The sequence below is a fragment of the Mesorhizobium oxytropidicola genome, from assembly GCF_056174625.1.
On the sequence record NZ_CM149692.1, the window covers coordinates 5,614,839 to 5,637,711 of the forward strand.

The 22,873-nt window shown below is 63.4% G+C and carries 19 protein-coding genes and 3 pseudogenes; 11 read left to right on the plus strand and 11 right to left on the minus strand.

Translation table 11 applies throughout. The features are described from left to right. Positions 1-190: 190 nt before the first annotated feature. The gene (locus AC0V8S_RS28330) at positions 191-409 is read left to right on the plus strand and encodes a hypothetical protein (protein ID WP_475434749.1); all 219 of its coding nucleotides are present in this window, start codon (positions 191-193) and stop codon (positions 407-409) included. Between the two features lie 49 nt (positions 410-458). Here AC0V8S_RS28330 and AC0V8S_RS28335 read toward each other — a convergent pair whose 3' ends face one another. Continuing rightward, positions 459-965 carry an OsmC family protein gene (locus AC0V8S_RS28335; protein ID WP_475434750.1) on the minus strand — a complete coding sequence of 169 codons (507 nt, stop codon included), beginning with the start codon at positions 963-965 and terminating at the stop codon, positions 459-461. A gap of 233 nt (positions 966-1,198) precedes the next feature. Here AC0V8S_RS28335 and AC0V8S_RS28340 point away from each other — a divergent pair. After that, positions 1,199-2,085 (plus strand): annotated as a pseudogene (locus AC0V8S_RS28340) (DMT family transporter). A 59-nt stretch (positions 2,086-2,144) separates the two neighbouring features. Further along, positions 2,145-3,053: a DMT family transporter gene (locus tag AC0V8S_RS28345; RefSeq protein WP_183457866.1), complete on the plus strand. Its 909-nt coding sequence runs from the start codon at positions 2,145-2,147 to the stop codon at positions 3,051-3,053. A gap of 201 nt (positions 3,054-3,254) precedes the next feature. Here AC0V8S_RS28345 and AC0V8S_RS28350 read toward each other — a convergent pair. After that, a pseudogene (locus AC0V8S_RS28350) lies at positions 3,255-4,119 on the minus strand (LysR substrate-binding domain-containing protein). Between the two features lie 113 nt (positions 4,120-4,232). Here AC0V8S_RS28350 and AC0V8S_RS28355 point away from each other — a divergent pair. Beyond that, complete coding sequence (locus tag AC0V8S_RS28355; RefSeq protein ID WP_183457862.1) at positions 4,233-4,640, plus strand: tautomerase family protein; 408 nt, start codon at positions 4,233-4,235, stop codon at positions 4,638-4,640. 140 nt (positions 4,641-4,780) lie between these two features. After that, positions 4,781-7,003, plus strand: coding sequence for an AMP-binding protein (locus AC0V8S_RS28360; RefSeq protein ID WP_475434751.1), 2,223 nt, complete (start codon positions 4,781-4,783; stop codon positions 7,001-7,003). Positions 7,004-7,007: 4 nt separating this feature from the next. On the opposite strand, the gene AC0V8S_RS28365 is transcribed toward AC0V8S_RS28360, so the two are convergent. From AC0V8S_RS28365 to AC0V8S_RS28395, 7 genes are all read right to left on the minus strand, one after another. Beyond that, a complete protein-coding gene (locus AC0V8S_RS28365) occupies positions 7,008-7,826 on the minus strand; it encodes a CDP-alcohol phosphatidyltransferase family protein (protein ID WP_032929550.1) in 819 nt (272 codons plus the stop codon). Positions 7,827-7,829: 3 nt separating this feature from the next. Next, positions 7,830-8,528, minus strand: coding sequence for a phosphatidylserine decarboxylase (locus AC0V8S_RS28370; protein ID WP_475434753.1), 699 nt, complete (start codon positions 8,526-8,528; stop codon positions 7,830-7,832). A 125-nt stretch (positions 8,529-8,653) separates the two neighbouring features. Then, positions 8,654-9,910, minus strand: coding sequence for a DMP19 family protein (locus AC0V8S_RS28375; RefSeq protein ID WP_475434755.1), 1,257 nt, complete (start codon positions 9,908-9,910; stop codon positions 8,654-8,656). A gap of 148 nt (positions 9,911-10,058) precedes the next feature. After that, a complete protein-coding gene (locus AC0V8S_RS28380; protein ID WP_183457856.1) occupies positions 10,059-10,406 on the minus strand; it encodes an antibiotic biosynthesis monooxygenase family protein in 348 nt (115 codons plus the stop codon). A 250-nt stretch (positions 10,407-10,656) separates the two neighbouring features. Further along, positions 10,657-12,540 carry an ABCB family ABC transporter ATP-binding protein/permease gene (locus tag AC0V8S_RS28385; protein WP_183457854.1) on the minus strand — a complete coding sequence of 628 codons (1,884 nt, stop codon included), beginning with the start codon at positions 12,538-12,540 and terminating at the stop codon, positions 10,657-10,659. 25 nt (positions 12,541-12,565) lie between these two features. Further along, positions 12,566-12,913, minus strand: coding sequence for an ArsR/SmtB family transcription factor (locus AC0V8S_RS28390; RefSeq protein WP_183457852.1), 348 nt, complete (start codon positions 12,911-12,913; stop codon positions 12,566-12,568). Between the two features lie 112 nt (positions 12,914-13,025). Further along, the gene (locus tag AC0V8S_RS28395; RefSeq protein WP_183457850.1) at positions 13,026-14,600 is read right to left on the minus strand and encodes a LysM peptidoglycan-binding domain-containing protein; all 1,575 of its coding nucleotides are present in this window, start codon (positions 14,598-14,600) and stop codon (positions 13,026-13,028) included. Between the two features lie 114 nt (positions 14,601-14,714). Between AC0V8S_RS28395 and AC0V8S_RS28400 the strand changes: the two genes are divergently transcribed. Beyond that, positions 14,715-15,326 (plus strand): LOG family protein, encoded by a 612-nt coding sequence (locus AC0V8S_RS28400; RefSeq protein WP_095204964.1) that lies wholly within the window; start codon positions 14,715-14,717, stop codon positions 15,324-15,326. Between the two features lie 109 nt (positions 15,327-15,435). Here AC0V8S_RS28400 and AC0V8S_RS28405 read toward each other — a convergent pair whose 3' ends face one another. Continuing rightward, positions 15,436-16,320 carry a LysR substrate-binding domain-containing protein gene (locus tag AC0V8S_RS28405; RefSeq protein ID WP_475434758.1) on the minus strand — a complete coding sequence of 295 codons (885 nt, stop codon included), beginning with the start codon at positions 16,318-16,320 and terminating at the stop codon, positions 15,436-15,438. 109 nt (positions 16,321-16,429) lie between these two features. Here AC0V8S_RS28405 and AC0V8S_RS28410 point away from each other — a divergent pair, with 109 nt between their 5' ends. The 5 genes and pseudogenes from AC0V8S_RS28410 (at position 16,430) to AC0V8S_RS28430 (ending at position 21,884) form a co-directional block, all read left to right on the plus strand. Then, complete coding sequence (locus tag AC0V8S_RS28410; RefSeq protein ID WP_183457846.1) at positions 16,430-16,720, plus strand: muconolactone Delta-isomerase family protein; 291 nt, start codon at positions 16,430-16,432, stop codon at positions 16,718-16,720. Positions 16,721-16,865: 145 nt separating this feature from the next. After that, complete coding sequence (locus AC0V8S_RS28415) at positions 16,866-17,942, plus strand: glycosyltransferase (RefSeq protein ID WP_183457844.1); 1,077 nt, start codon at positions 16,866-16,868, stop codon at positions 17,940-17,942. Between the two features lie 308 nt (positions 17,943-18,250). Beyond that, a pseudogene (locus AC0V8S_RS28420) lies at positions 18,251-18,442 on the plus strand (class I SAM-dependent methyltransferase); the annotation flags it as partial. A 6-nt stretch (positions 18,443-18,448) separates the two neighbouring features. Continuing rightward, positions 18,449-20,731, plus strand: a complete 2,283-nt coding sequence (locus AC0V8S_RS28425; RefSeq protein ID WP_475434759.1) for a sulfotransferase family protein — start codon at positions 18,449-18,451, stop codon at positions 20,729-20,731. A gap of 154 nt (positions 20,732-20,885) precedes the next feature. Continuing rightward, positions 20,886-21,884 carry a transporter gene (locus AC0V8S_RS28430; protein WP_475434760.1) on the plus strand — a complete coding sequence of 333 codons (999 nt, stop codon included), beginning with the start codon at positions 20,886-20,888 and terminating at the stop codon, positions 21,882-21,884. Here the strand turns inward: AC0V8S_RS28430 and rarD are convergent. Further along, on the minus strand, positions 21,859-22,794 hold the full coding sequence (rarD, locus tag AC0V8S_RS28435) for an EamA family transporter RarD (protein WP_475434762.1): 936 nt from the start codon (positions 22,792-22,794) through the stop codon (positions 21,859-21,861). The genes AC0V8S_RS28430 and rarD overlap by 26 nt on opposite strands. Positions 22,795-22,873 lie beyond the last annotated feature (79 nt).

Here is a 22,873-nt window from a genome sequence, read left to right on the forward strand (position 1 = left end):
AATGTTTTGCGACAGACCGAGCCGATAGGGCCTCAAAATCTGGATGCAAAATCCGCCGGATCATCACGCGGCTGTGATCTGGGGGGAAAGGCCGGGTCGCGGTCATGCTTTCGTCATTTCCAAGGAGTTGTTAGGATCGAACGACTCCCACAACAACGAGCGCCCTGCTGGGCAGAACAAGGACATCCCCATGGCTACGACCGCAGCGTTGGTCTGGTATCTGGTAATCGCCGGCCCGCAGGGCGGCATGGTGGTGCTGCCCAGCACTTTCGACAAGCGCGAGCAATGCACCGCCGCCATCACCGAATATCAGAAGCAGCCGACACCCCCCGGCTGGTCCATACAGTGCGTGCCGAGCGCCTCGCCCTTCACCGACGAAGGCGATGCCGAGACGCCGTCGGCACAGTAAGCATCCGTTACAACAAGGCCCGCAGCTGCCGGCTGCGGGCCTTGTCATTTCAACGCCGGGCGCTCACCGTCAGCTCCGGCTTCTGGTTGATGGTCTGGAACACCACGCAATAGCGCTCTGTCAGCTTCAGCAGCGAATCGATGCGCTCCTGCGGCTCATCTGTGTCGAGAGCGAAATTGAGCCGGATGGCACGAAAGCCGACTGGCGCATCCTTGGCGACACCGAGCGTGCCGCGAAAATCGAGATCGCCTTCGGCTTCCACCGTGGCAGCGCCGAGCTTGAACTCGAGCGCCGTCCCCACCGCCTTCAATGTCACGCCGGCACAGGCCACCAGGGCTTCCAGCAGCATGTCGCCGGAGCAGAGCTCGAGCCCCGAACCGCCGGTTGCCGGATGCAGACCGGCGATCGCGATGGCCCTGCCCGTCTCCACCTTGCAGGCCACCGACTGGTCGTCGATCGAGCCTTTGGCGCGAAGCGTGATCAGCGCCTGCGAGGCGTCATCGCGGTAAGCCTGCTTCAGCGGCGCCTGCATGGCCTTCAGTTCGGTTGCATCCATGTCCGTTGTCTCTTTCGGTTTTTGCGGCCAGCGAGCAGCGTGGCTTTGTCAGATATAAGTGCCGATCGCCTAACCTAAGCAAGACCGCTAGTTCCTGCCCCAACGCAAGCCCAGGGCTGGCGTAGCGCTGTGCCAACTTTCGACCGTATAGCTTGGCAAGAGGGCCTGATTTCCTGGCCATCGCATTGATCCACGGCATTTCTGTCGCTTCCCGTAACACTGGTCCCGCGCCTATGGCCGACATCGCCATTCTCGAAACACGCGAAAGGGTTTTCGCTGGAATCCTGCTGACCGGTGCTGCCTATCTGCTGTTTTCGACGCAGGACGCCTCGATCAAACTGCTGGTGACCGGCATGACGGTCTGGCAGATCATGTTCTTCCGCAGCATCACCATTCTCAGCGCCTGCGCGGCGATCGGCGGGCGGCAACTGTTTGCCGACACGGTGCGCTCGCCGATCGTGCGGCCCATGCTGGTGCGCAGCGCTTTCACGCTTGCCGCCTGGCTCTGTTACTACAACGCCGCGCGCAGTCTGCAGCTCGCCGAACTGACCACCGTCTATTACGCGGCGCCGATCATCGTCACCGTGCTTTCGGTGTTCCTGCTCGGCGAAAAGGTGCCAATGCTGCGCTGGCTGGCGGTTTTGATCGGTTTTGCCGGCGTCTTCGTCGCTTGTGACCCGACCCATCTCGGCCTGTCCGTGCCGGTGCTGCTGGTGCTGGCGGCCGCTCTTTTGTGGGCTATCGCCATCGTGCTCCTGCGCAAGACAGCACTTGCCGAACGCTCAATGATCCAGCTGCTCCTCAACAATTTCTATTTCCTGCAGTTTTCGGCGGTGCCGGCGCTGTTGTGGTGGCATACGCCTGATCTGACCCAGCTGCTGCTTCTCGCCAGCGTCGGCGCGCTTGGCGGCCTGGCGCAATATCTTCTCTTCGAGGGCATGAAGCGAACGCCGGCATCGATCCTCGCCCCTCTCGAATACAGTTCGCTGCTGTGGGCGTTCGCGCTCGGCTTTGCGATCTGGGCGACGTGCCGCGCCGCGAAGTGTTTCTCGGTGCCGCCCTGATCATCGCCGCCGGGCTGCTGATCGTCGGCGGCGAGCATTTCCGCAAGCGGCTGTGATGGGGATGCGCTTACTGCTGACACTACGATGTCAGGACCTGACGAGGTAGGCTGCGGGCATGACTGACATCCCAGCCACCACAGCCGAAACCACCGAGCGCACGCTCGGCATCATCCTGGTGTCGTCATCGGCCGCCGTGTTCGGCCTGACCGGCGTGCTGACGAAGTCGATCCATGCAGATCCGCTGACGATTACCTGCTGGCGCGGCTTTGTCGGTTCAATCCTGATCAGCCTCTATGTGCTCTGGCGCCGCCGCCGGTCGGGCAACCGCGACACGCTCCGCCTTGGCTGGCGCGGCTGGCTGCTGGCGGTGGAAGGCGCGCTGGCCAGCATCGCCTTCATCTCGGCGTTCAAATTCACCTACGTCGCCAATGTCGCGGTCATCTACGCAACGTCGCCCTTCATTGCCGCCCTGCTCGCCTGGGTGCTGGTGCGCGAGCCCTTCCGCCTGCAGACGATGCTCGCGGCCGCCGTATCGCTGTGCGGCGTGGCGATCATGGTCTGGTCGGGCTTCGGCACCGGCAATCTGTTCGGCGACGGGCTGGCGCTGCTGATGACGGCCGGCAGCGCGCTCTACATGATCATGGTGCGCGCCTTCCGCGACACGCCTGTGGTGTGGGCGGGCGCGGTTTCGGCCTTCCTGCTGTTCATTGTGGGCTGGTTCATCACCGATCCTTTGGCGGTTTCGGCAAGGGATGCTGTTCTGCTCGTCACCTTCGGCGCATCCTTCGCATTGTCGTCGATCCTGTGGACGGAAGGCGCGCGGCTGATCCCGGCGCCCGAATCCGGCCTGCTCGGCTCGGCGGAGGTGCCGTTCGCGATCCTGTTTGCCTTCCTGTTCCTGGCCGAGATCCCGCCTGTCGCCAGCATGGTCGGCGGCGTCATTGTGCTCGGCGCAGTGTTCGCCCATGCCGGCCGCGACTGGCTGGCGGCCCGCTCGCAGAAGGCAGCGTCAAATATTTCTTAAAAAAATGACACAGTCACGGAACCATCATCCGAGTCAGACATTATTGGTGCGACGGGCCACCCCCCAAGTCCCCCGAACCCCTCGGCCCGTCCTACTCCCAAGCCGACCGCAAGGTCGGCTTTTTCTTTGCTAACAGGCCCGCCGCAAGGTCGGCTTTTTCTTTGTCAATCGGCTGTGGACGAGGCTCCGCGCCATGCCAGATCAGCCAGGCGGCCCGGGCAGGGCCAGGTTGCCGCTGAGCAGCGCCGCCAGATCGCCCGGCGGAAGCATCGGCTCCAGCACGCAGCCGGATCGCGAATTCGGCCATAGGAACCGGCGGCAGGCCAAGCTCGCGCGGCGCTTCGACAATGCCGGAATGGGCAAAGCGCGGGGTTCGCAGGGTCAGCGCAACGCCGGCATTCACGGCTGTACGCAAGCCGGCCAGGCTGGCACTGCCGGCAGCGATGCGGTAGCGGCGACCGGCAGCATCGAGCGCTGCGAGTGCGGCCTCGCGAAACCCGCAATAGGGATCGAGCAGCGCCAGCGGCAGCTCTTCCTGCCGCGAGGCCATTCCCTTCTGTGAACACAGCCAGATCATCGGCTCGCGCAAGACGCCGACCTCATCCGGCGCCGCCGTCTGGCGCATGACGATCGCCAGATCGAGGCTGCCGGCCTGCAGCGCCTGCGCCAGTTCGGCCGAGCGGCCGACCCGCAATTCGATCCTGACGCGCGGATGGCTGGTGGCGAAGGCACGCAGCAGGTCCGGCAGGCCACTGTCGGCGAAGTCCTGCGTCGTGCCGATGGCGACGCGCCCGGCAGCCCGTGCCCCCTTCAGCGCCAGCCACGCCTCGCGATGCACGGCAAGGATGCGCCTAGCATGGCCGACAAGGTCCTCGCCGGCCGGGGTCAGGCCGCGGCCCCTGCCCTGCGGCGCCAGCAGCGGCTCGCCGACGATCTCCTCCAGCCGCTGCATCTGGGCGGTCACCGCCGAAGGTGAACGGCCGACGCCGGAAGCCGCCTGCGCCAGCGAGCCGCTGTCGACGAAAGCGAGGAAGGTTTTGAGCAGATCCGGATCGAGCGTTTGCATAATTCGAAGATATCGAATCTTTAGTTGAAAACAATTCGATTTTTTTGATCTGGAGATGATGACATGGTCTCTCCAACGGCAACCACGCCGCTAAAAAACCAAGGAGAAGAAAAATGCCCATCATCAACATCAGCGTCACCGGCAAGCCGGACGCCGCTTTGTCCGCCAGGATTGCCAGGGAAATCACCGAGATCACCGCCACGCAATTGCGCAAGGATCCGACGATCACGGCTGTCGCCGTATCCTATATCGATCCGCAGCACTGGTTCGCCGGCGGCAAGTCGCTGGCCGAACATGGCACCAACACGTTCTGGCTGGATATCAAGGTGGTCGACGGCACCAACACCAAGCTCGAACTCGAGGCCTATCTCAAGGCTCTCTTCGACGCCTTCGGCCGCCTGCTGGGCGGCGTGCACGAGGAAAGCTACGCCTTCGTGCATGAAGTGCCGGCAGCCGCCTATGGCTATGGCGGCAAGACGCAGGAGTTCCGCTTTATCAGCGGACGGCTGAAGGCGGCGTGAGGCCCTTGTTCCTTCTTCCTCCCGAGGGAGCAGGAACACCGTCTCTTCCCACATTGACCTAGCGCCCACTTGCGCTACGCTCTGCGCCGAGGCGGCCACGGAAGAGCCGCGATGACAAAAATCGTTGGGAGAGACGCGGCATGATCCTGACACTGGCGCTGCTTGCTGGTCTTGTTTTCGCCTGGCTGCTGATCGGCGTGGTGGAAAAATTCCGCCTTGGCCTGCGTTTCAGCCAGGCGATGCTCTATGTGCCCTTCAAGCTCGCCTACCGGATCAGCGACAACCGCATCGGGATCGCACGCAATGCGCAGGCTCCCGTTATCTACGTCATCTCGCACCAGTCGCGCTTCGAACCGGCGCTGATGCTGTCGCTGTTGCCGGACGACACGCTGCACATTCTCGACGAGGTCTCGGCGCGCTCACCCTGGCTCGAACCATGGCGCGAGCTTGGCCGCACCATCGCCTTCAATGCCGAACATCTTTTCGTCAGCCGCCGGCTGGTGCGTGTGCTGAAGGGCAAGGGCCGGCTCGCCGTCTATCTGCCGGACGCGGTCGAGCCTGACGTCAAGACGTTCCGGCTGTTTCGCGCCGTCACCCGCATCGCCATGCAGGCCGACGCCCGCATCGTGCCGATCTTCGTCGCCGGCGCGCGCAGCCTGCCCGTTTCGCTGACGCCGGCCGACAAGGCGCCGCGGCACTGGTTTCCGCAGCTGTCGATCAGTGTGCTGGAACCGATGACCATCGCCGAACTGGTGGCACGCAATCCGGACCAAGCCTCGAACACCAATGCATTGTTCGACCGCGTCGCCGAGGCGCGGCTTTTCGGCACCGACCTCGATCGCGGCCTGTTCCTGGCCATGCGCGCTGCCGCAGCTAGGGTCGGCGCCTCGCACCCGATCATCGAGGATGTCATCTCGGGCGCGCTGAGCTACCGCAAGATGTTCATCGGCGCCCGCGTGCTGGGCCGACGCTTCGAGGCGGCAACGGCGCCGGGCGAAGCGGTGGGGATAATGCTGCCCAACGCCAATGGCGTCGTGCTGTCGTTGGTCAGCCTTCTCTCAGCGGGCCGGGTGGCGGCGATGATCAATTACACCGCCGGGCCGGCGAGCGTCACGGCATCGGTAAGCACGGCTGTCATCCGCACCGTCATCTCCTCCCGCGCCTTCGTCGAGAAGGCCGATCTCGCCGATATCGTCGCGGCGGTCGAAAAGGGCGGCGCCAGGCTGCTGTGGCTGGAGGATCTGCGAGCAAGCGTCACCGCGCTGGACAAGCTTGCCGCAGCCTTGCTGTGGCGCTTGCCGCTGCAGCCGCAGGATGCGGCCAAGCCGGGCGTGATACTGTTCACCTCGGGTTCGGAAGGCACGCCCAAGGCGGTTGTCCTGTCGCAAAAGAACCTGCTCGCCAATGCCATGCAGGCAGAGGCGCGCATCACCATCTCGCCGGCCGACATCCTGCTCAACGTACTGCCGGTGTTCCATTCCTTCGGCCTGACGGGCGGCACCATCCTGCCGCTGGTCACCGGGGTAAAACTGTTCCTCTACCCCTCGCCGCTCCACTACAAGATCATCCCCGAGATCGCGCGCAAGGTGAAGCCGACGATCATGTTCGGCACCGACACATTCCTCGCCAACTATGCGCGCACCGCCAAGGATGGCGACTTCTCCAGCCTGCGCTTCGTCGTTGCCGGGGCCGAGGCGGTGAAGCCGGAAACCCGCCGCGTCTATCGCGATCGCTTCCAGGCCGAGATCATCGAAGGTTTCGGGCTGACCGAGGCCGCTCCGGTGGTTGCCGTCAACACCGCGATCCATGGCCGCGACGGCACGGTTGGGCGGCTCTTGCCGGCGATGCGTATGAAGCTTGAGCCAGTCGAGGGCATCTCGGATGCCGGTCAGTTGTGGCTCGACGGACCCAATCTGATGATGGGCTACATGACCGCGGACCGCCCCGGTGAGCTGCAGCCGCTGACCGGCTGGCACGACACCGGCGATATCGTCGCCGTCGACCGCGAGGGCTTCATCACCATCCGCGGCCGCGCCAAGCGCTTTGCCAAGATCGCCGGCGAGATGGTGTCGCTGGGCGCGGTCGAGATGCTGGTGCAGTCGCTGTGGCCGGAAGAACGCCATGCGGCGGTGGCGGTGCCGGACAAAAGGCGCGGCGAGCGTATCGTGCTGGTCACCACCGCCGACGATGCCAATCCCGAAGAGCTGCGCCAGTTCGGTAAGAAGGCCGGGGCCGCCGAATTGATGGTGCCCAACGACATCGTCAAGGTGGAGGAAATCCCGGTGCTGGGGTCCGGCAAGACCGATTATGTCTCGACCAGGAAGCTGGCGATCGACAGGCTGGGGCTGGGCGTCGCGGCGTAAGGTTCTACCCTATGTCCGAAGGCGGCACCTTCTCGCCCTCGAGCTTGGCGCGCTTGGAGTAGGCGCGCACGGAGAACGGCAGGAAGATCAGATAGCCCGCGACCGACGCCGTCAGCGTGTACCAGGGATAGGTCATCAGCAAGAGAATGTAGAGCACGACGGCCAGAATGACTGGCAGCACCCTGTCGCCAGGGATCTTGATGCTCTTGCCGGAATAGACAGGCAGCCGGCTGACCAGAAGGAAGGCGACCAGGATGGTGAAGCCGGTGGCGACGAAGGCGGCCGGGCGGCTTGGCTCCAGCCCGAGCCGCAGGAAAAACAGATAGAGCGGCAGCATCACCAGCACCGCGCCGGCCGGCGCCGGCACGCCAACGAAATATTCCGACTGCCACAGCGGACGCTCGGCTTTCTCGTCGTCGAGCACGTTGAAGCGGGCAAGTCTCAGCCCGCAGGCGATGGCGAACAGAAGGGCTGCGATCCAGCCCGGCGAGCCGGCGCGGTCGAGCAGGAAGGCGTAGAGCACCAGAGCAGGTGCAACACCGAAGTTGACGATGTCGGCGAGCGAATCCATCTGCGCGCCGAATTTTGAAGTCGCCTTCAGCATGCGTGCGAGCCGACCGTCGATGCCGTCGAGAAAGGCAGCCAGCAGCACCATCACCACCGCCGTCTCGAAGCGATCCTCGAAGGCAAAGCGGATGCCGGACAGGCCGGCGCAGATGGCAAGCACGGTGACCAGGTTGGGCAGCACCATGCGCATCGGGATCTCGCGGATGCGCGGACCGCCGCTGGCATGAGCCTCGAACTTCTTGAACGGCGCGCCCAAGGCTCAGGAAATCCGCACAAGAGGAGTGCCGGCGACACCACCGAACTCGGCGAGCACCGTTTCGCCGCCGACCGCCGTCTGGCCGACGGCGACGCGCGGCGTCGCGGTCAAGGGCAGGAAGACATCGACGCGCGAGCCGAAGCGGATCAGGCCGAAACGCTCGCCGGTGCCGATCGAGCCGCCAGCCTCGGCCCAGCAAACGATGCGCCGCGCCACCAGGCCGGCGATCTGGACGGCAGCCACCGTGCCATTGGGGCTTTCGATGACCAGGCCGTTGCGCTCGTTCTCGGTGCTGGCCTTGTCGAGTTCGGCGTTGAGGAATTTTCCCGGCCGATGCTCGATCTTGGCGATGCGGCCGCGCACGGGCGAGCGGTTCACATGGCAGGAAAAGACGTTCATGAACACCGAGATGCGGGTCATCTCGACATTGCCGAGGCCAAGCTCGCGCGGCGGCAGGGCCGGACCGACCACCGAAATGATACCATCGGCGGGGCTCACCACCAGGCGGTCGTCGACCGGTGTGACGCGCTCGGGGTCGCGGAAGAAATAGACGCACCAGGCGGTCAGGATCAGGCCGATCCAGAACAGGATCGAGGAGAAATAGCCAAGGAAAAGCGTCCCCGCGCCGAAAGCGGCGATGAAGGGATATCCCTCGCGATGGATCGGAACGAAGGTATTCTTGACCGAGTCGAGAAGGCTCATAGGGCTTGGGGCAGGTCCCTGTTTCAGGTTGCGCCTCAATAGCGGAAAGCCCCCCTGCCCGCAACGCAACAATGGGAGGATGGGTGTGGCGGCTGAGGGCGGTATGATGAATGCGAGCTGAGACTCTACTCTGCGGCAGCGGAGCGATCAAAGTGCGCGTCGAGTTCGGGCATCGTAGCCTCCGCGAGTTTTTCGTAATCCTCGCCACTTAAGAGCACACTGCCATTCGGCGAAGACAGGGAGAGGAAGCTCCGGTCAGACGCCAGCACCACCCAGTTCACCACAGGCCCTTCCGCCGTTTGCACCACCGAGTTAGCTGAAACGATGGCACCCAGCGGATCGAACCCGGCCTTGCGCAGCAGAAGGTCGACAGCGACCGGAGCATGATTTTGCTCAGTCAGCTGGATTGCTGCCTCAATCTCCGACTCCTCAGCGCGCCCAAGCCGTGGCCCGACCCTCGGTGCATCAGCTCCCAACAGGCTCTCACCCGCGCGTATGATCGGAGGATCGTCCGGGGGAATACACTCGTAAACGGTAACGTGTGCCTTTGTTGCTGCGCATAGCCGGAGCTCATCCGCGCTGGTGCGGAGTTGAAAGACCATTTGCTTTTCGCCCTCGACATCCAGCATCCTCGCCATCCCAAACCCCCGTTTGATCTCCGACGGCGACGCCTTAGCGCAGGCGAGGCCGGCACCGACGTCACGCTGGCTCAACATCTGGCTCACCAGTTTGCTGACCGACTCATGAAGAAGCCTACTTTCACGCTGGGGGTTGGCCACAACGAGTCGGTCGATCGTATCGTCGTAGTTGTCATCATCGACAATCTGCAGATCGGCCCAAGACGTGATCCAACGCGCGAGCAAATCCTCCATCGGCGCGGCTTCATCCGCTTCGTAGAATGCGTCATCGAGCGTATCCAGGAAATCGTCGCGGCCACCCTCGAAGCCCGTTTGTTTCGCTGCTTCATCAGGATTGCGGGCAACCCAAGCTGACATCTTTTCCAAGGTCGCCAACTGCCTCGTTGCCCCGCAGGCGCTGAGTCCGGCTCTGGCGTTGGCAATCGTGGTGTCGATTTCCCTGCCCGCATTGTGGATAAACTGACTGTGGCCGCCGTTCTTTACCTCCGAGGAGTACCAGTCCGCATGAAAGACCTGCATCGCCTTGGGGTTGATCTCCGGATGACGGTAGAGCCCTTTGGAAACGATCGTCACCGCGAATTGCATGACAGCTAAGACAAGATCAAAAGGCTTTTCACTAGCCTTCTCGACCTTCGAACGAGGCACCGTGATTAGAGGTACGAGGAGATTGACCCCTTTATCTTCCGAAGCGGGTGGCGTCTTCTCGGACGCCCCTTTGGACTTGCGCGAGAAAAAGCCAAACATCGAAATGTTTCCGTAATTCAAAAATCGGTTGTTATTGCCCAGACAATATCAGTTGTTGTTGAGGATAAAAGCCCCAGCTCATCTATCGGGATAGAGCGGGGAACGCCCGCGCCAGACAGACGCTGGGCGTCGTTGCGCTGAATGAGCGTTAAAGTTCCGGCACGCGCTGATAGTTGGCGATGTCGGCCCGCACGCCCAGGCGCGCGATCGTCTCCTGCGGGTTGAACGCGATACGCTCATGCGCGGCCTTGACGATCGGCACGACCTTGTCGACGGCCGCCTGGCTTTCCCATTCGACGATCGTCACCAGGTTGAATTCGCCCGGCCCTGAAAATTGCTCGAGCAGGAAATCCTGCACGAAACCCTGCTGCTGGCGCAGCAATTCGTGTGTCGCCCTGACCTTGACGAGTATCTCTTCACGGGCGGCGGCCGGGACGACGAACTTGTCCACCCTGAACACGCTGCCGCCGTTAACAGTCTGATTTATGTCGTTCATTTCGATTGTTCCGTTCCTGGATGATGGTGTTTTCGGGCTCCAGGAACGGCGTACAATCTCAACTTAAGTTGAGGTCAAGCGGATTTTTACCTCTTCCTTCTCCCCTTGTGGGAGAAGGTGGCCTCGCGAAGCGAGGTCGGATGAGGGGTGCTCCAGCTTGGCGAGGACGGCACTCCGTCACCCACCCCTCAACCGTATCGGCGCTAGCGCGCCGATCCACCTTCTCCCACAGGGGGAGAAGGAAAAGGCGCTACGACACCTCCGATGTCCGCCGGCGAACGATCACACCGAGCTCGTCGCCCTCGCGGGCAAGGCGCAGCCGCTCCTCGGCTTCGGTCGCCTCGCGCTGGCGGTCCCACATCGAGGCATAGAGGCCATGCTTGCGCATCAGCTCGACATGGGTGCCACGCTCGGCGATCTGGCCGTCCTTGAGCACGATGATCTCGTCGGCGGAAATCACCGTCGACAGGCGGTGGGCAATGACGATGGTGGTGCGGCCCTTGCTGACGAGATCGAGCGCGGCCTGGATCTCCTGCTCGGTGTGGCTGTCCAGCGCCGATGTGGCCTCGTCGAGCATAAGGATCGGTGGTGCCTTCAGGATGGTGCGGGCAATCGCGACGCGCTGTTTTTCGCCACCCGAAAGCTTCAGCCCGCGCTCGCCAACCATAGACTTGTAGCCATCGGGCAGCTTCTCGATGAACGGTCCGATCTGGGCGAGTTCGGCTGCCTTGCGCACCTCCTCTTCGCTCGCGCCGACGCGGCCGTAGCGGATGTTGTAGGCGATGGTGTCGTTGAACAGCACCGTGTCCTGCGGCACCATGCCAAGCGCCGCGCGCAGGCTGTCCTGGGTGACATCCCGGATGTCCTGGCCGTCGATCAGCACCTGGCCACCCTGCACGTCGTAGAAGCGGAACAGCAGCCGCGAAATGGTCGACTTGCCGGCCCCCGACGGCCCGACAATGGCGACCGTCCTGCCGGCCGGCACCTCGAAGGAAACACCTTTCAGGATCTTGCGGTTCGGATCATAGGAGAAATGCACGTCGCGGAATTCGACCTTGCCGGCGCCGACGGTGAGCGGTTTTGCATCCGGCTTGTCGACGATCTCCTGCGGCACGTCGAGCAGGTCGAACATGTGCTCGATGTCGGTCAGGCCTTGCCGGATTTCGCGGTAGATGAAACCGATGAAATTGAGCGGCACGGAAAGCTGCACCAGCATGGCATTGATGAAGACGAAATCGCCAACCGTCTGCGTGTGGGCCTGCACCTCCAGCGCCGACATGCACATGACGACGACCGTGCCGAGGCCGAAGATGACGCCCTGGCCAAAATTCAGCCAGCCGAGCGAAGTCCAGGTCTTGGTGGCGGCGACCTCATAGCGCGCCATCGAGCGGTCAAAGCGGTCGGCTTCCATGGCCTCGTTGGTGAAATACTTGACGGTCTCGAAATTGAGCAGGGAGTCGATCGCCTTCGTGTTGGCGTCGGTGTCGCTGTCGTTCATGTCGCGGCGGATCGAGATGCGCCAGTCGCTCGCCTTGACCGTGAACCAGACATAGAGGCAAACGGTAGCCGCCACCACAGCCACGTATTTCCAACCGTAGGTGAAACCGAAAATGCCGGCGGTCAGCGCGAATTCGAGAATGGTCGGCGCCGTGTTGAGCATGATGAAGCGCACGATCGTCTCGATGCCCTTGGTGCCGCGCTCGATGATGCGCGACAGGCCGCCGGTGCGGCGTTCGAGGTGGAAGCGTAGCGACAGCTGGTGCATGTGAACGAAGGTGCGGAAGGCGAGCTGGCGCACCGCATGCTGGCCGACGCGGGCAAACAGCGCATCGCGCAACTGGTTGAAGCCAAGCTGAACCAGCCTCAGCACATTGTAGGCGATGACCAGCATCACCGGGGCGAGCAGGAAGGACGGCAGCGGCGGTGGCGTTTTGGAGCCTCCCGCCAGCGCATCGGTCGCCCATTTGAAGAAATAGGGACCGGTGACCAATGTCAGCTTGGCGACGACCAGCAGCAGTGTCGCCCAGGTGACGCGCGCCCTGAGATCGGCGCGGTCGGCCGGCCACATATAGGGCCACAGATTGCGCAATGTCGTGAGCGTTGAGGTGTCGGCGGAGACGGTTTTTTCGACCACTTTTCTTGCCTTTTGGGTGAGAGGGTCAGCGGCCGGAGCAGCAGGAATTGACGAGCGTGCTTAGCGATGCCGATAGGTTGGCGAGCGCGGCATGATCGACCGCATAGCGCGAGCGCTGGCGGTCAGGCTCGAAGCGGACCAGGCCGGCCTCGACCAGGATCTTCAGATGCTGGGACACGGTAGACTGCGCCAGATCGAAACGATCGACGACCTCGCGGCAGCAGCAGGAATTGCTGGCCGACAGGTGCTTCAGGATCTCAATCCGTGCCGGGTGCGACAACGCCGCAAAGCGCGCAGCGACAGCGCGACTGTCGGAGATGCAGTCGGGTAGAACGCTGGCAGCGCGATCTGGTTCAAGGGTGGATTCTGTCATCGTTCATCGGCGATAGACGATGAACGAGTTTACGGCAAGCTGCCCGTATGGGCAGAGCGCTAGAGCTGTCTATCTCCCCCACAAGGGGGGAGATTAGCCAATCACCGAAGACCTACTGCTTCTTGGTCGGCGCCGTCGTCGCCTGCTCGCCCATTGCCTTGAGGTCGGCGGCTTCGCCTTCCTTGGACTTTTCCGGGACCTTGAACACCTGGCCGGGCCAGATGCGATTGGGATCCCTGATCTGGTCCTGGTTGGCGAGGTAGATGGTCGAGTAGCGCACGCCATGGCCGTAAACGCGCCGCGATATCCGCCACAACGTGTCGTTGCGGCGGATGATGACGGCGCCGTCGGCATGTTCGAGCTTGGGTGACACGACCTCCGGCACATCGCCTGGCGGCGTGGCCGCAGCGACAACGGCCGGAGCCTCGGTGGCGGGCGCAGCCGGCGTTGCCGGTGCCGTCTCGGCCGGAGCGGCGGCAACGGCCGGAGCTGTCGCCGGTGCAGCAGGAGCCGGAGCGGCAGGCGCTTCGGCGGCTGCAGGTGCGGCCGGCTTGGTCTCTGCTGGCTTGGTCCCGGCAGGCGCCACGGCGGCGACCGCTTCACCCGGTTCGCGCTCGAACGGCACGGCGGCGCGGGCCACAACCGTCACGCCGTCGGCATCGAGGCCGTCGACATGGATGGTGTAGCTGCCGACCGGAATGTCGCGCTTCGCTTCGACCAGGAAATGACCGTCCGGCGATGTCTGCGCGTCACCGAGCAGGATGTCGTTGGCATAGGCGCGCACCTTGCGGCCCGGATCGGCGAGGCCGGCGACAAAGATCTTGTTGCCGTCGATCTCGACCGCCTCGACGACGATCTTGGGTTCGGCCACGGCTGCCGCGGGCGGCGTTGCCGGAGCCGGTGCCGCCTCGACGACGGCCGGCGCTGGTGTGGCCGGCGCCGGAGCAGCAGTCGCGGGCGCTTCGGCGGCCGGACCTGGCGCCGGGGCAGCCGGTGCGGCAGCCTGGTCGCCGGTGGCAGGTGCTGCCGGTTTGGTCTCGGGCGCGGGAACCGTCAGCAGTTCGGCCGGCTTGCCCGGCTCTTCGACCATGGCCAGCACCTGGCCGGCGGCATTCTTGGGAACCGAAACGACGGCGGTCTGCACCGAGACGGTCACCACCGTGCCGACCGCCGAACGCAGGGCAATTGTGTAGTCGCCAGGCTTCAGCGGATCGTCGAGCACGATGACGAAAGCGCCATCGGGACCCGCCACGGTCGAACCAAGCACGGTCGTGCCGCTGAGGATCTCGACCTTTGAATTGGGCGTTGCATTTCCGGCAATGACGATCGAGCCATTGCTCTCGACGCGCACGACATCGAAAGTCGGCGCGATCGGGCCGGCCGCTGCGGGTGCCGCCGGAGCCGCCGCATCGGTTGCGGGCGCTGCCGGAGCCTCCGTCGCAGGTGCTGCTGGAGCTGTCGTCTGGGGCGCCGCGGCGGGAGCAGCCGGCACCGCAGGCGCTGGCAGCCGCCCTTCCGTGCCTGGATCAGCCGGTTTCGGCGCCTCTGGTGGCGTCAAGGCCGCGACTTTCGCCGGCGGCGTTGGATGAAGATACGGGTCGAGTGCGCCCGATACATAGGCCGTTCCCGCGGCCGCGACGGTCCCACCCGCCGCGAACAGGAACGCCTTCAATGGATTAATTGCCATACTTCCCTACCCCTTAGCCACCTAACGCCGGTCTAGCGTGTTTTGCCAAAGCCGACAAGAAAAAGCCCACCCCGGGCTTGACCACGCTTTCAGACCCAATCACCAATCATCCGTATGAACACGATTCGATCCGTCTGCGTCTATTGCGGCTCGTCGCCGGGCCGCGATGAAATCTATGCGAAGGCCGGACACCTGCTTGGGCGCTCAATTGCCAGAGCGGGCCTGCGGCTGGTTTATGGCGGCGGCACCAAAGGCATTATGGGCGCAGTCGCCGAAGGCGCGCTCAAGGCCGGCGGCAAGGTGACAGGCATCATTCCCCGCTTCCTGATCAACAAGGAAGCAACAGAAACCGCGCTCGACCGGCTTGATGAACTCCTCATCACCGACAACATGCACGAGCGCAAGCACAGAATGTTCGAGAAATCCGACGCCTTTGTGGCGTTGCCCGGCGGCATCGGCACAGTCGAGGAGATCGTCGAAATCATGACCTGGGGACAGCTCGGCCATCACCGCAAACCGATCGTCTTTGGCAATATCAACGGATTCTGGGACCCGATGCTGTCGTTGCTTGATCACATGGCGGCAGAGGGCTTCATCCATACTGCAAAACGCGTTCAGCCATTGGTGATCAACGATCCGGAAGCCATCGTCGCCGCCATCATGGTGGCAGGCTCCTCCGTCGACGCCCCGACCGAGGGCGTGCAGTCGGTGATAGACAAAATGTAGGGGAATAAGGGAGTAGGGCAGTACGGCAGTAGGGAAAGACATGCCCTACTGCCCTACTGCCCTACTGCCCTACTGCCCTACTGCCCTACTGCCCTACTGCCCTACTGCCCTACTGCCCTACTGCCTTCCGCAAATCCGCTATCACAGCACGCCGATCCTGCCGCCGCCAGGCGAGATGGATCGCCACGCTGCGCTTGAACCAGGGAAGGTCGCGGAAGACGATTCCCGACGGCGCGGCGCTTCGCAGGCTCTCCTGCACCGTGGCCAGGCCCAGTCCGGCGCTGACCAGGCCGAGCGAGGTCAAGGGATCAGCCGTCTCATAGGCGATGTCGGGCACGAAGCCGGCCTCGATGCAAGCGGCCAGGAACTGGCCGCGGTTGGTGTCGGCGGGCTGGCGCACCACGGTGATCCAGGTGCGGCCGTCGAGATGATGCGGGCGGATGTCCGACAACTGGACAAGCGTGTCATCTTCGGGGATCGCCAGCACCAGCGGCTCGCGGCGGACCAGAATCGAAGCAATTTCGGGATAGTCGGCCGGCGGTGGCGAATAGACCAGGCCGAGATCGAGCGTGCGCTGGCGCAGCCACTCGAACTGCGCGGCAGAGCGCAGGCTCATCAGGCTGAGATGCAATTGCGGCCGCTCACGGCGGAATTGCCTGAGCATGTCGGCGACCAGGCCGGCATGCACCGCGCCCTCGACATAACCGATGGCGAGACGGCCGACCGCGCCGCTGGCCAGGTTGCGGCCAAACTCCTCCACGCGCCGCGCATTGGCGAGCAGCGCGCGGGCCTCCGAGAGGAAGGCGCGGCCCTCGGCATTGAGATGAACCCGCTGCTTTGCCCGTTCGAACAGCGCGACGCCCAGCTGCTGCTCGAGCTGCATGACCTGCCGGCTGAGCGGCGATTGCGAAATATGCAGCAGTTCGGCCGCACGGCCGACATTGCCGGTTTCGGCGACGGTGACGAAGTAGCGGAGCTGTCGCAGGTCGAACATTTTTATCCCGGGCTCAACGTCCTTTCAGGTCTTAACTTTAGCCTAATCAGTCTTGGACAGTCTGACCAGCCAGAAGGGATAGTCCGGCATCCCAACCAAGGAGACCGACATGCAGTTCTTTGCCCTTCTCACCCGCAACACCGCAAAGTTTGGCGACGCCGACTTCGCACCGCTTCTGCCCGGCGAGGCCGAGCAGCGGCGCACGCTTTACGCCGAAGGCGCGGTGCGCCAGGTCTGGAACCGTGGCGACATTCCCGGCAGTGGCCTGATGTTCGAGGCCGCCGACGACGCCGAAGTGCGCGGCCATCTCGCCACTTTGCCGCTGATAAAGGCCGGCATGATGGACATCGCCGCGATCGTGCCGCTTAACCCCTACCCCGGGTTTGGGCCGAAGCGCTGAACCACATCGGACGGCGCGGTCGGCGGCGCTCAGCGCCGGCCGCGGCTCGGGCGGCAATTTAGAGCCTCACGGGCGCTCCGGCGATTTCCATTTGCGGAGAATCTCCTGGTTGGTTATCGGGGAGATGGGCAAGGGGGATTGAACGGTGGCGGACAGAACAGGCGGCGACGCGGATCGCGTTCCACGCGCTTCCGTCGTCATGACCGTCTATACGGACCAGCGCTTTCTCGACGCCGCGGTCAACAGCATCCTGATCCAGGATTTCGACGATCTCGAACTCATCATCGTCGATGACGGAACGGGCCAGGACGCGGTCTTCCGGGAACTGGCGCGTCGCGATCCGCGCATCCGGCTGGTCATCAATCCGACCAATCTCGGCACCGCCGCTGCCGCCAATCGCGGCATCGAGGCGGCCCGAGGCGAGATCATCCTGCGCCTCGACGCGGACGATATCGCCGAGCCCGCGCATGTCGGACGACTGGTCGCGGCCCTGGACGAGGATCGCGAACTTGGCCTCGTCGGACATGCGGTAACGCTGATCGACGAAGCCGACCGCGTCGTCGGCGCGCAGCTTATGCCCGAGACGGATCTGGAGATCCGCTGGACGATCCTGTTCCACAATCCCTTCTACCATTCGACGATCGCCTACCGCCGTGGCTGCTTCGAGGCCGCCGGGCGTTACCGAATCGATGAACTGGTCTCGCAGGACCACTATCTGTGGTTCGACATGCTGCCTTTGTGCCGGGCGCGAAATCTTGCCGAACCGCTGACGCGCTACCGGCTGAACGCACTTGGGCTGACCGCGACAAACGCAACGAATGCCCGCAATCGCACGCATCCGATCCGCCAGGCATCATGGGCGCGCCTCGGCCTGACCTACGACCTTTATGACGATGCTTTCGCCCAGGACCTCACCCAGTTCATCCGGGGGAACGTGATCGCTACCGACCGACGCGCCGCCGCCTACGGCAAGTTGCTCGGCGTACTCAAGGCCTTCCTTGCAGCGTCACGGCCCTTCAGACGCACGGAGGATGCGATTGCGGCGAGGCAGCTGGCCCATGGCATCGTCGCGCGCATGCTCGCCAGCCCGCCGCCGGGTCTCACGGAGATGCTGCGCGTCTGCTATCTGTGCTGGCCGCTCGACTGGCGCGCCGTAGCCGGTGCAGCGACAAGGCGACTGGCGATCGGGCTCAAGGCGTGGTTGCGCAAAACAGGCCGCTGAGTGAACTGGTGCTGGACCAATTGACGAGGAACAGATTTCTGGAAACCGAAGGTGCCGTCTCTGCCGTAAAGAGTGAGAATTATGGACCTTGATTATTCTGCCTGGTTTGCAGGCAAAAGCCTTTCGACCGACTGGACCTCGCGCTTCTTTCCCCTCTGGGCCACACTGTTCCAGTCGCGCCGCGACGAGGCTCTCGAGGTCCTGGAGATCGGCTCCTGGGAGGGCCGGTCGGCGATCTTCTTCTCAATTATTTCGGCAAATGCCGGCTCACATGCATCGATACGTTCGGCGGCAGTCCCGAACACACCCTGCGCCAGAAATGGAGCGACCAGCTTGCGCATGTCGAGCAACGCTTCGACAGCAATCTCGCCGCGTTCGGCAAACGGGTCGAAAAGATCAAAAGTCCCTCGTCCCAGGCATTGGCCCGCCTTATCACCGACGAGCGGCGCTTCGACCTCGTCTACGTCGACGGCAGCCATCACAGTGCCGATGTCCAGGCCGATGTCGTGTTCTCCTGGCCGATGGTGCGGGATGGCGGGATCGTCATTTTCGACGATTACGAATGGACGTTCTTTGCCGATGAGGTCGAGCGTCCAAAACTCGGGATCGACAGTTTCCTGTCGGTGCAATCAGGCCAATACCGCGAGCTGTACCGAGGTGAACAAGTCATCATCCAGAAGATCGGCGTCGCCAGGAACGAACGCCCGGCAATTCCGTCTCCTGTCCCGCGCCAAGAACCCGTCACCGAAGCCAAAACCGATGGATCTGAAAACGACGTCGAGTTCGTGCTGATTGCCGAGGCGGGCATTCTTGAAGCACAGGCGTTGCTGCTGTGCGAAAGCATAAGGTGTTTCGCCGGCTCTTATTCGCGGTCCCCGATAACGGCGGTCTCGCCGAGAAGCAGCCGTCGCCCCTCCGCGTCGACGATAGACCGGTTCGGGCAACTGGGAGTGGACTATCTGCCGATCGAAATCGACAGCCCCTGCCCGCAATATGGCCCTTCATACCGGGTCCATTCGCTTGCTCATGTCGAAAGACGGACCGGGCCACCAGTCATCATCATGCTTGATAGCGACACGATATTCATCGCCGAGCCCGACTTTTCGTTGGGCACATGCTCCGCCGCTGCCCGCCCGGTGGACAGCAAGGGGATGTGCACGACAGGCCCTGGCGACCCATTCGACGCTTACTGGCGGCAGCTATGCGTCCTTACCGATGTCGACTACGAGCACCTGCCGATCGTGCGCACGAGTGTCGACGGCCTGGCTGTGCGCGCCAGCTACAATGGCGGGCTCATCGCCGCAAAAAGGGCGAGCGGCCTGTTTCAGCGCACGGAAGATATTTTCAGGAAGCTGGTGGCCGCCAACATGAAACCATGGGCCGGCGCCGAGCCAACCTACGGCACCGGGACCGGCATCCTGCAGGGGGAGGCCACGGCCTTCTGGGGCACGAGCCAGGCTGCTTTCTCACTGGCGGCGACCGCCGGCAACCATTCCGTGCGGCTTTTGCCGGCCACGCATAATTTTCCGCTCCACAACTTCAACCCGGCCACGGCGCCTGACCCGGCCCGGCTGGTTCATATTCACTATCATGGGCTGTTCAACGAGGGCTCCGCTGCCGCGAACCCGATCCTGGACGGAACGCTGGCGCTGCCCGCGGGAATAGCCGAATGGCTCGAAGCCCGACTGCCGTTGCGGCAAGAGCCGCCGCCGGCCGCGCAGATGTCGAACCGCGCGCGCCACTCCCGGAGAAAAGCGATCCTCGTGCTTGGGATGCATCGCAGCGGGACCTCGATGCTTGCTGGCACCATCGCCGCATTGGGATCGGCCCCTCCCAAAAAGCCATTGCGCGCGGACGGCAACAATCCCAGGGGATATTGGGAAAGCACCCCGCTCAATTTCGCCAACGACGAACTGCTCGCAGCGGCAGCCTCCTCGTGGCATGACTGGCGGCCGCTCGATCCGCAATGGCTGCAATCACCGGCGGCGGAGACTCACCGCCACAAGATCAAGGCGATCCTGGCAAGCGAGTACAGCGATGAACCGCTGTTTTTCGTCAAGGATCCCCGGATTTGCCGGTTCATTCCGTTCATGTCGTCGATCCTTGCCGAGATAGAGGTCGAGCCGGTGGCTTTGCTTCCGCTCCGCAATCCCCTCGAGGTCGCTTACTCGCTGCAGCGACGGGATGGATTGCCGTTGGCGAAATCCCTTTTGCTCTGGCTCAGGCACGTGCTCGAGGCGGAACATCATTCGCGGCACATGCCACGTTGTTTCATACGCCACGAACAATTCCTGATCGACTGGCGACATCATGTCGAGCGTGCGGCGGACAAGACCAGCATCGCCTGGCCGACACACTCCGACCAAGCGGAAACCGAGATAGGGCGTTTCCTGACAGCGGACCTGCATCATGAACGGGCAACAGCCGGGGAATTGCAGAACCATCCGGATGTGACACCGCTGATCCGTACTGCCTACGACATTCTATGTGCCATGGCGGACGACGGCGACAGCCAGAAATTGCGCGATGAGCTGGACCTGATGCGGGCGAAATTCGATGATGCCTGCGATGTCTTGGGGGCCGCGGCGGCGGCCGAGTCCGACCATTTGCGCGGCGAGCGCGACGCAATCAACCGCGCCTATCGTGAGCTCGGCCTCGAACGGGACGCACTGGTGCACGATCGAGACAATCTCCTTGCCGAGCGCGCCGCACTGCTCGCGTCGCCCAGTTGGCGACGATTGACAGCCCCGTTGCGGTGGATGCGAAGTCCATCCAAGCGTCGAAGATGACGACAATTGTTGCATCCGGCCAATGCCGCCGCTCGACACTGTGATCCGCTGTCAAGAAACCGTCACACGGAACCGGGTTCGCGCGTGCTAGAAATTGCGGCCAGGCGACCGCTAATGCGGGCGCCGCACTTGAAACCTGCATCTGGCACTGCCCATGGATACCGCCCTCGCCCCGGAAGGCACCGACCTGTCGCCTTACCTGCCCGATGAGCACGGGCTGTTCTTCATCTATCATTTCACCGCAGAAGGCGTGCGGACCAAGGACGCCAGCGCCGCGCACTGGACATGGCGCAGCTACCAGATCACCGATCTGCACGCCCGCCAGGAAATCGCCGCCGAGAAGGCTCTACCGGCCCCGGCGCGCGATGCTTTCCTCGCGCCCAGCCATGGCTGCCACGTCGACTACGAGGATGGCTGGCTCTTTGGCGACCTGCCGGACCTCAGGCACGATTTTTCAGAGGCGCGCGGACTCGTCCATTTCCGCTTCGCCTTCAACGACACGATGCTGATCGGCGCCCGCAAGCAGCCTCTGGAGTCGGTCGACGCGGTTCGCAAGGCGGTGGAGAATGGATCGCGGAAATTCCGCTCGCCAGCGGACCTGATCGAGGCGGTCATGGGTCAGTCGCTCGACGGCATGTCGGCCGAGCTCGGCAAACTCGGCGACGCACTCGACGGCATCGAGGATCGCGTCGTGCGCGATGCGTGGCATAATGAACGCCAATCGCTGGTCGAGGCGCGCCGGCAGCTGGTTGTGATCCATCGGCAGATGGCGACGCTCACCAACCTGTTTCGCCATCTCGACCATTCGCATCGCGACGAGCTGCCCGACCTGATCAACGACATGGCGGCCCGACTCTCGCACCGGGCGCTCACCCTCTACAATGACGGCGAGCAGTTGCAAGCGCGCACAAGGTTGTTGCAGGACGAGCTGATGGCCAAGCTGACCATGCAGTCGAACCAGCTCCTCTATGTTCTCTCTGTCATGACCGCAGTGCTGCTGCCGATGACCATCATCTCGGGTCTGTTCGGCATGAATGTCGGAGGGCTGCCACTGGTTGATACGCCAGCGGGCTTCTGGGTGGTGACGGCTGTGTCGGTGGTTATCGCTTTGGCCACCTACCTGTTCGTCAGGCGGCTCGGCCGCGGGTTGTAGCGGCGGCTCGGCGGGCCGTAACCAGCATCGACCAGGAATACATCGCCAGCGCCGTCCAGATCAGGGCAAAGGCAATGGCCTGTGCCGTGCCGAACGGCTCGTCGAAGATCAGCACCGCGATCAGGAACACCATGGTCGGCGCGATGTATTGCATGATGCCGATGGTGGAGAGGCGCAAAAGCTTGGCACCGAACGCAAACAGAAGCAGCGGCACCGATGTGACCGGACCGCAGCCGATCAGCAGCGCCGTGTCGGTGCCGGTGCTGGAGACGATGTGGTCCTGCCCGGTCGCGATCAGGTAGACGATGTAGCCGAGAGCCGGCACGGACAGCAAAAGCACTTCGAGCAGAAAGCCCTGGCTCGGGCCGATCGGCAGCGTCTTGCGGAAGAAGCCGTAGGCGGCGAAGGAAAACGCCAGCGCCAGCGACACCCAGGGCAGCTTGCCGCCCTCGATTGTCAGCACCGTGACGGCGACCGTCGCCAGCACCACCGCCGCGATCTGCAACCGGTCGAGCCGCTCGCCAAGCAGCAGCGCGCCGACGACAACGCTGACCAGCGGGTTGATGTAATAGCCAAGCGCGGTCTCGACGGTGCGGTCGACCGCGATCGCCCAGACATAGATGCCCCAGTTGACCGAGATCAGTGCCGCCGTCAGCGCCGCCATGCCGATGGTGCGCGGCGAGCGAATTGCCGCCTTGAAGTCCGCCGTGCGGCCGGCCCAGACCAAAACCGCCCCGGCGATCGGCACGGACCAGACGATACGGTGGGCAATGACCTCGGCAAGCGGCAGATGCGCCACCGCCTTCATGTAAAAGGGCAGCAAACCCCACAAGAGATAGGCGCCCAACGCCAGCAGGAAGCCGCGACGGGCTCTAGACTCTGCGTCCAGGGTAATTGCTTCAGTGACCATGGCCCGACGCTATGGCCCAGTAAACTTGGCAAGACCATCACAAAGTTCTGATGGATCAATGGACTTTCGCTGATGGTTC

Excerpts from the sequence above, each read along its gene's own strand:
- AC0V8S_RS28330 (WP_475434749.1), top strand. The coding sequence starts at position 191 with ATGGCTACGACCGCAGCGTTGGTCTGGTATCTGGTAATCGCCGGCCCG.
- AC0V8S_RS28335 (WP_475434750.1), bottom strand. The coding sequence starts at position 965 with ATGGATGCAACCGAACTGAAGGCCATGCAGGCGCCGCTGAAGCAGGCT.
- AC0V8S_RS28345 (WP_183457866.1), top strand. The coding sequence starts at position 2,145 with ATGACTGACATCCCAGCCACCACAGCCGAAACCACCGAGCGCACGCTC.
- AC0V8S_RS28355 (WP_183457862.1), top strand. The coding sequence starts at position 4,233 with ATGCCCATCATCAACATCAGCGTCACCGGCAAGCCGGACGCCGCTTTG.
- AC0V8S_RS28360 (WP_475434751.1), top strand. The coding sequence starts at position 4,781 with ATGATCCTGACACTGGCGCTGCTTGCTGGTCTTGTTTTCGCCTGGCTG.
- AC0V8S_RS28370 (WP_475434753.1), bottom strand. The coding sequence starts at position 8,528 with ATGAGCCTTCTCGACTCGGTCAAGAATACCTTCGTTCCGATCCATCGC.
- AC0V8S_RS28375 (WP_475434755.1), bottom strand. The coding sequence starts at position 9,910 with ATGTTTGGCTTTTTCTCGCGCAAGTCCAAAGGGGCGTCCGAGAAGACG.
- AC0V8S_RS28380 (WP_183457856.1), bottom strand. The coding sequence starts at position 10,406 with ATGAACGACATAAATCAGACTGTTAACGGCGGCAGCGTGTTCAGGGTG.
- AC0V8S_RS28390 (WP_183457852.1), bottom strand. The coding sequence starts at position 12,913 with ATGACAGAATCCACCCTTGAACCAGATCGCGCTGCCAGCGTTCTACCC.
- AC0V8S_RS28395 (WP_183457850.1), bottom strand. The coding sequence starts at position 14,600 with ATGGCAATTAATCCATTGAAGGCGTTCCTGTTCGCGGCGGGTGGGACC.
- AC0V8S_RS28400 (WP_095204964.1), top strand. The coding sequence starts at position 14,715 with ATGAACACGATTCGATCCGTCTGCGTCTATTGCGGCTCGTCGCCGGGC.
- AC0V8S_RS28405 (WP_475434758.1), bottom strand. The coding sequence starts at position 16,320 with ATGTTCGACCTGCGACAGCTCCGCTACTTCGTCACCGTCGCCGAAACC.
- AC0V8S_RS28410 (WP_183457846.1), top strand. The coding sequence starts at position 16,430 with ATGCAGTTCTTTGCCCTTCTCACCCGCAACACCGCAAAGTTTGGCGAC.
- AC0V8S_RS28430 (WP_475434760.1), top strand. The coding sequence starts at position 20,886 with ATGGATACCGCCCTCGCCCCGGAAGGCACCGACCTGTCGCCTTACCTG.
- rarD (WP_475434762.1), bottom strand. The coding sequence starts at position 22,794 with ATGGTCACTGAAGCAATTACCCTGGACGCAGAGTCTAGAGCCCGTCGC.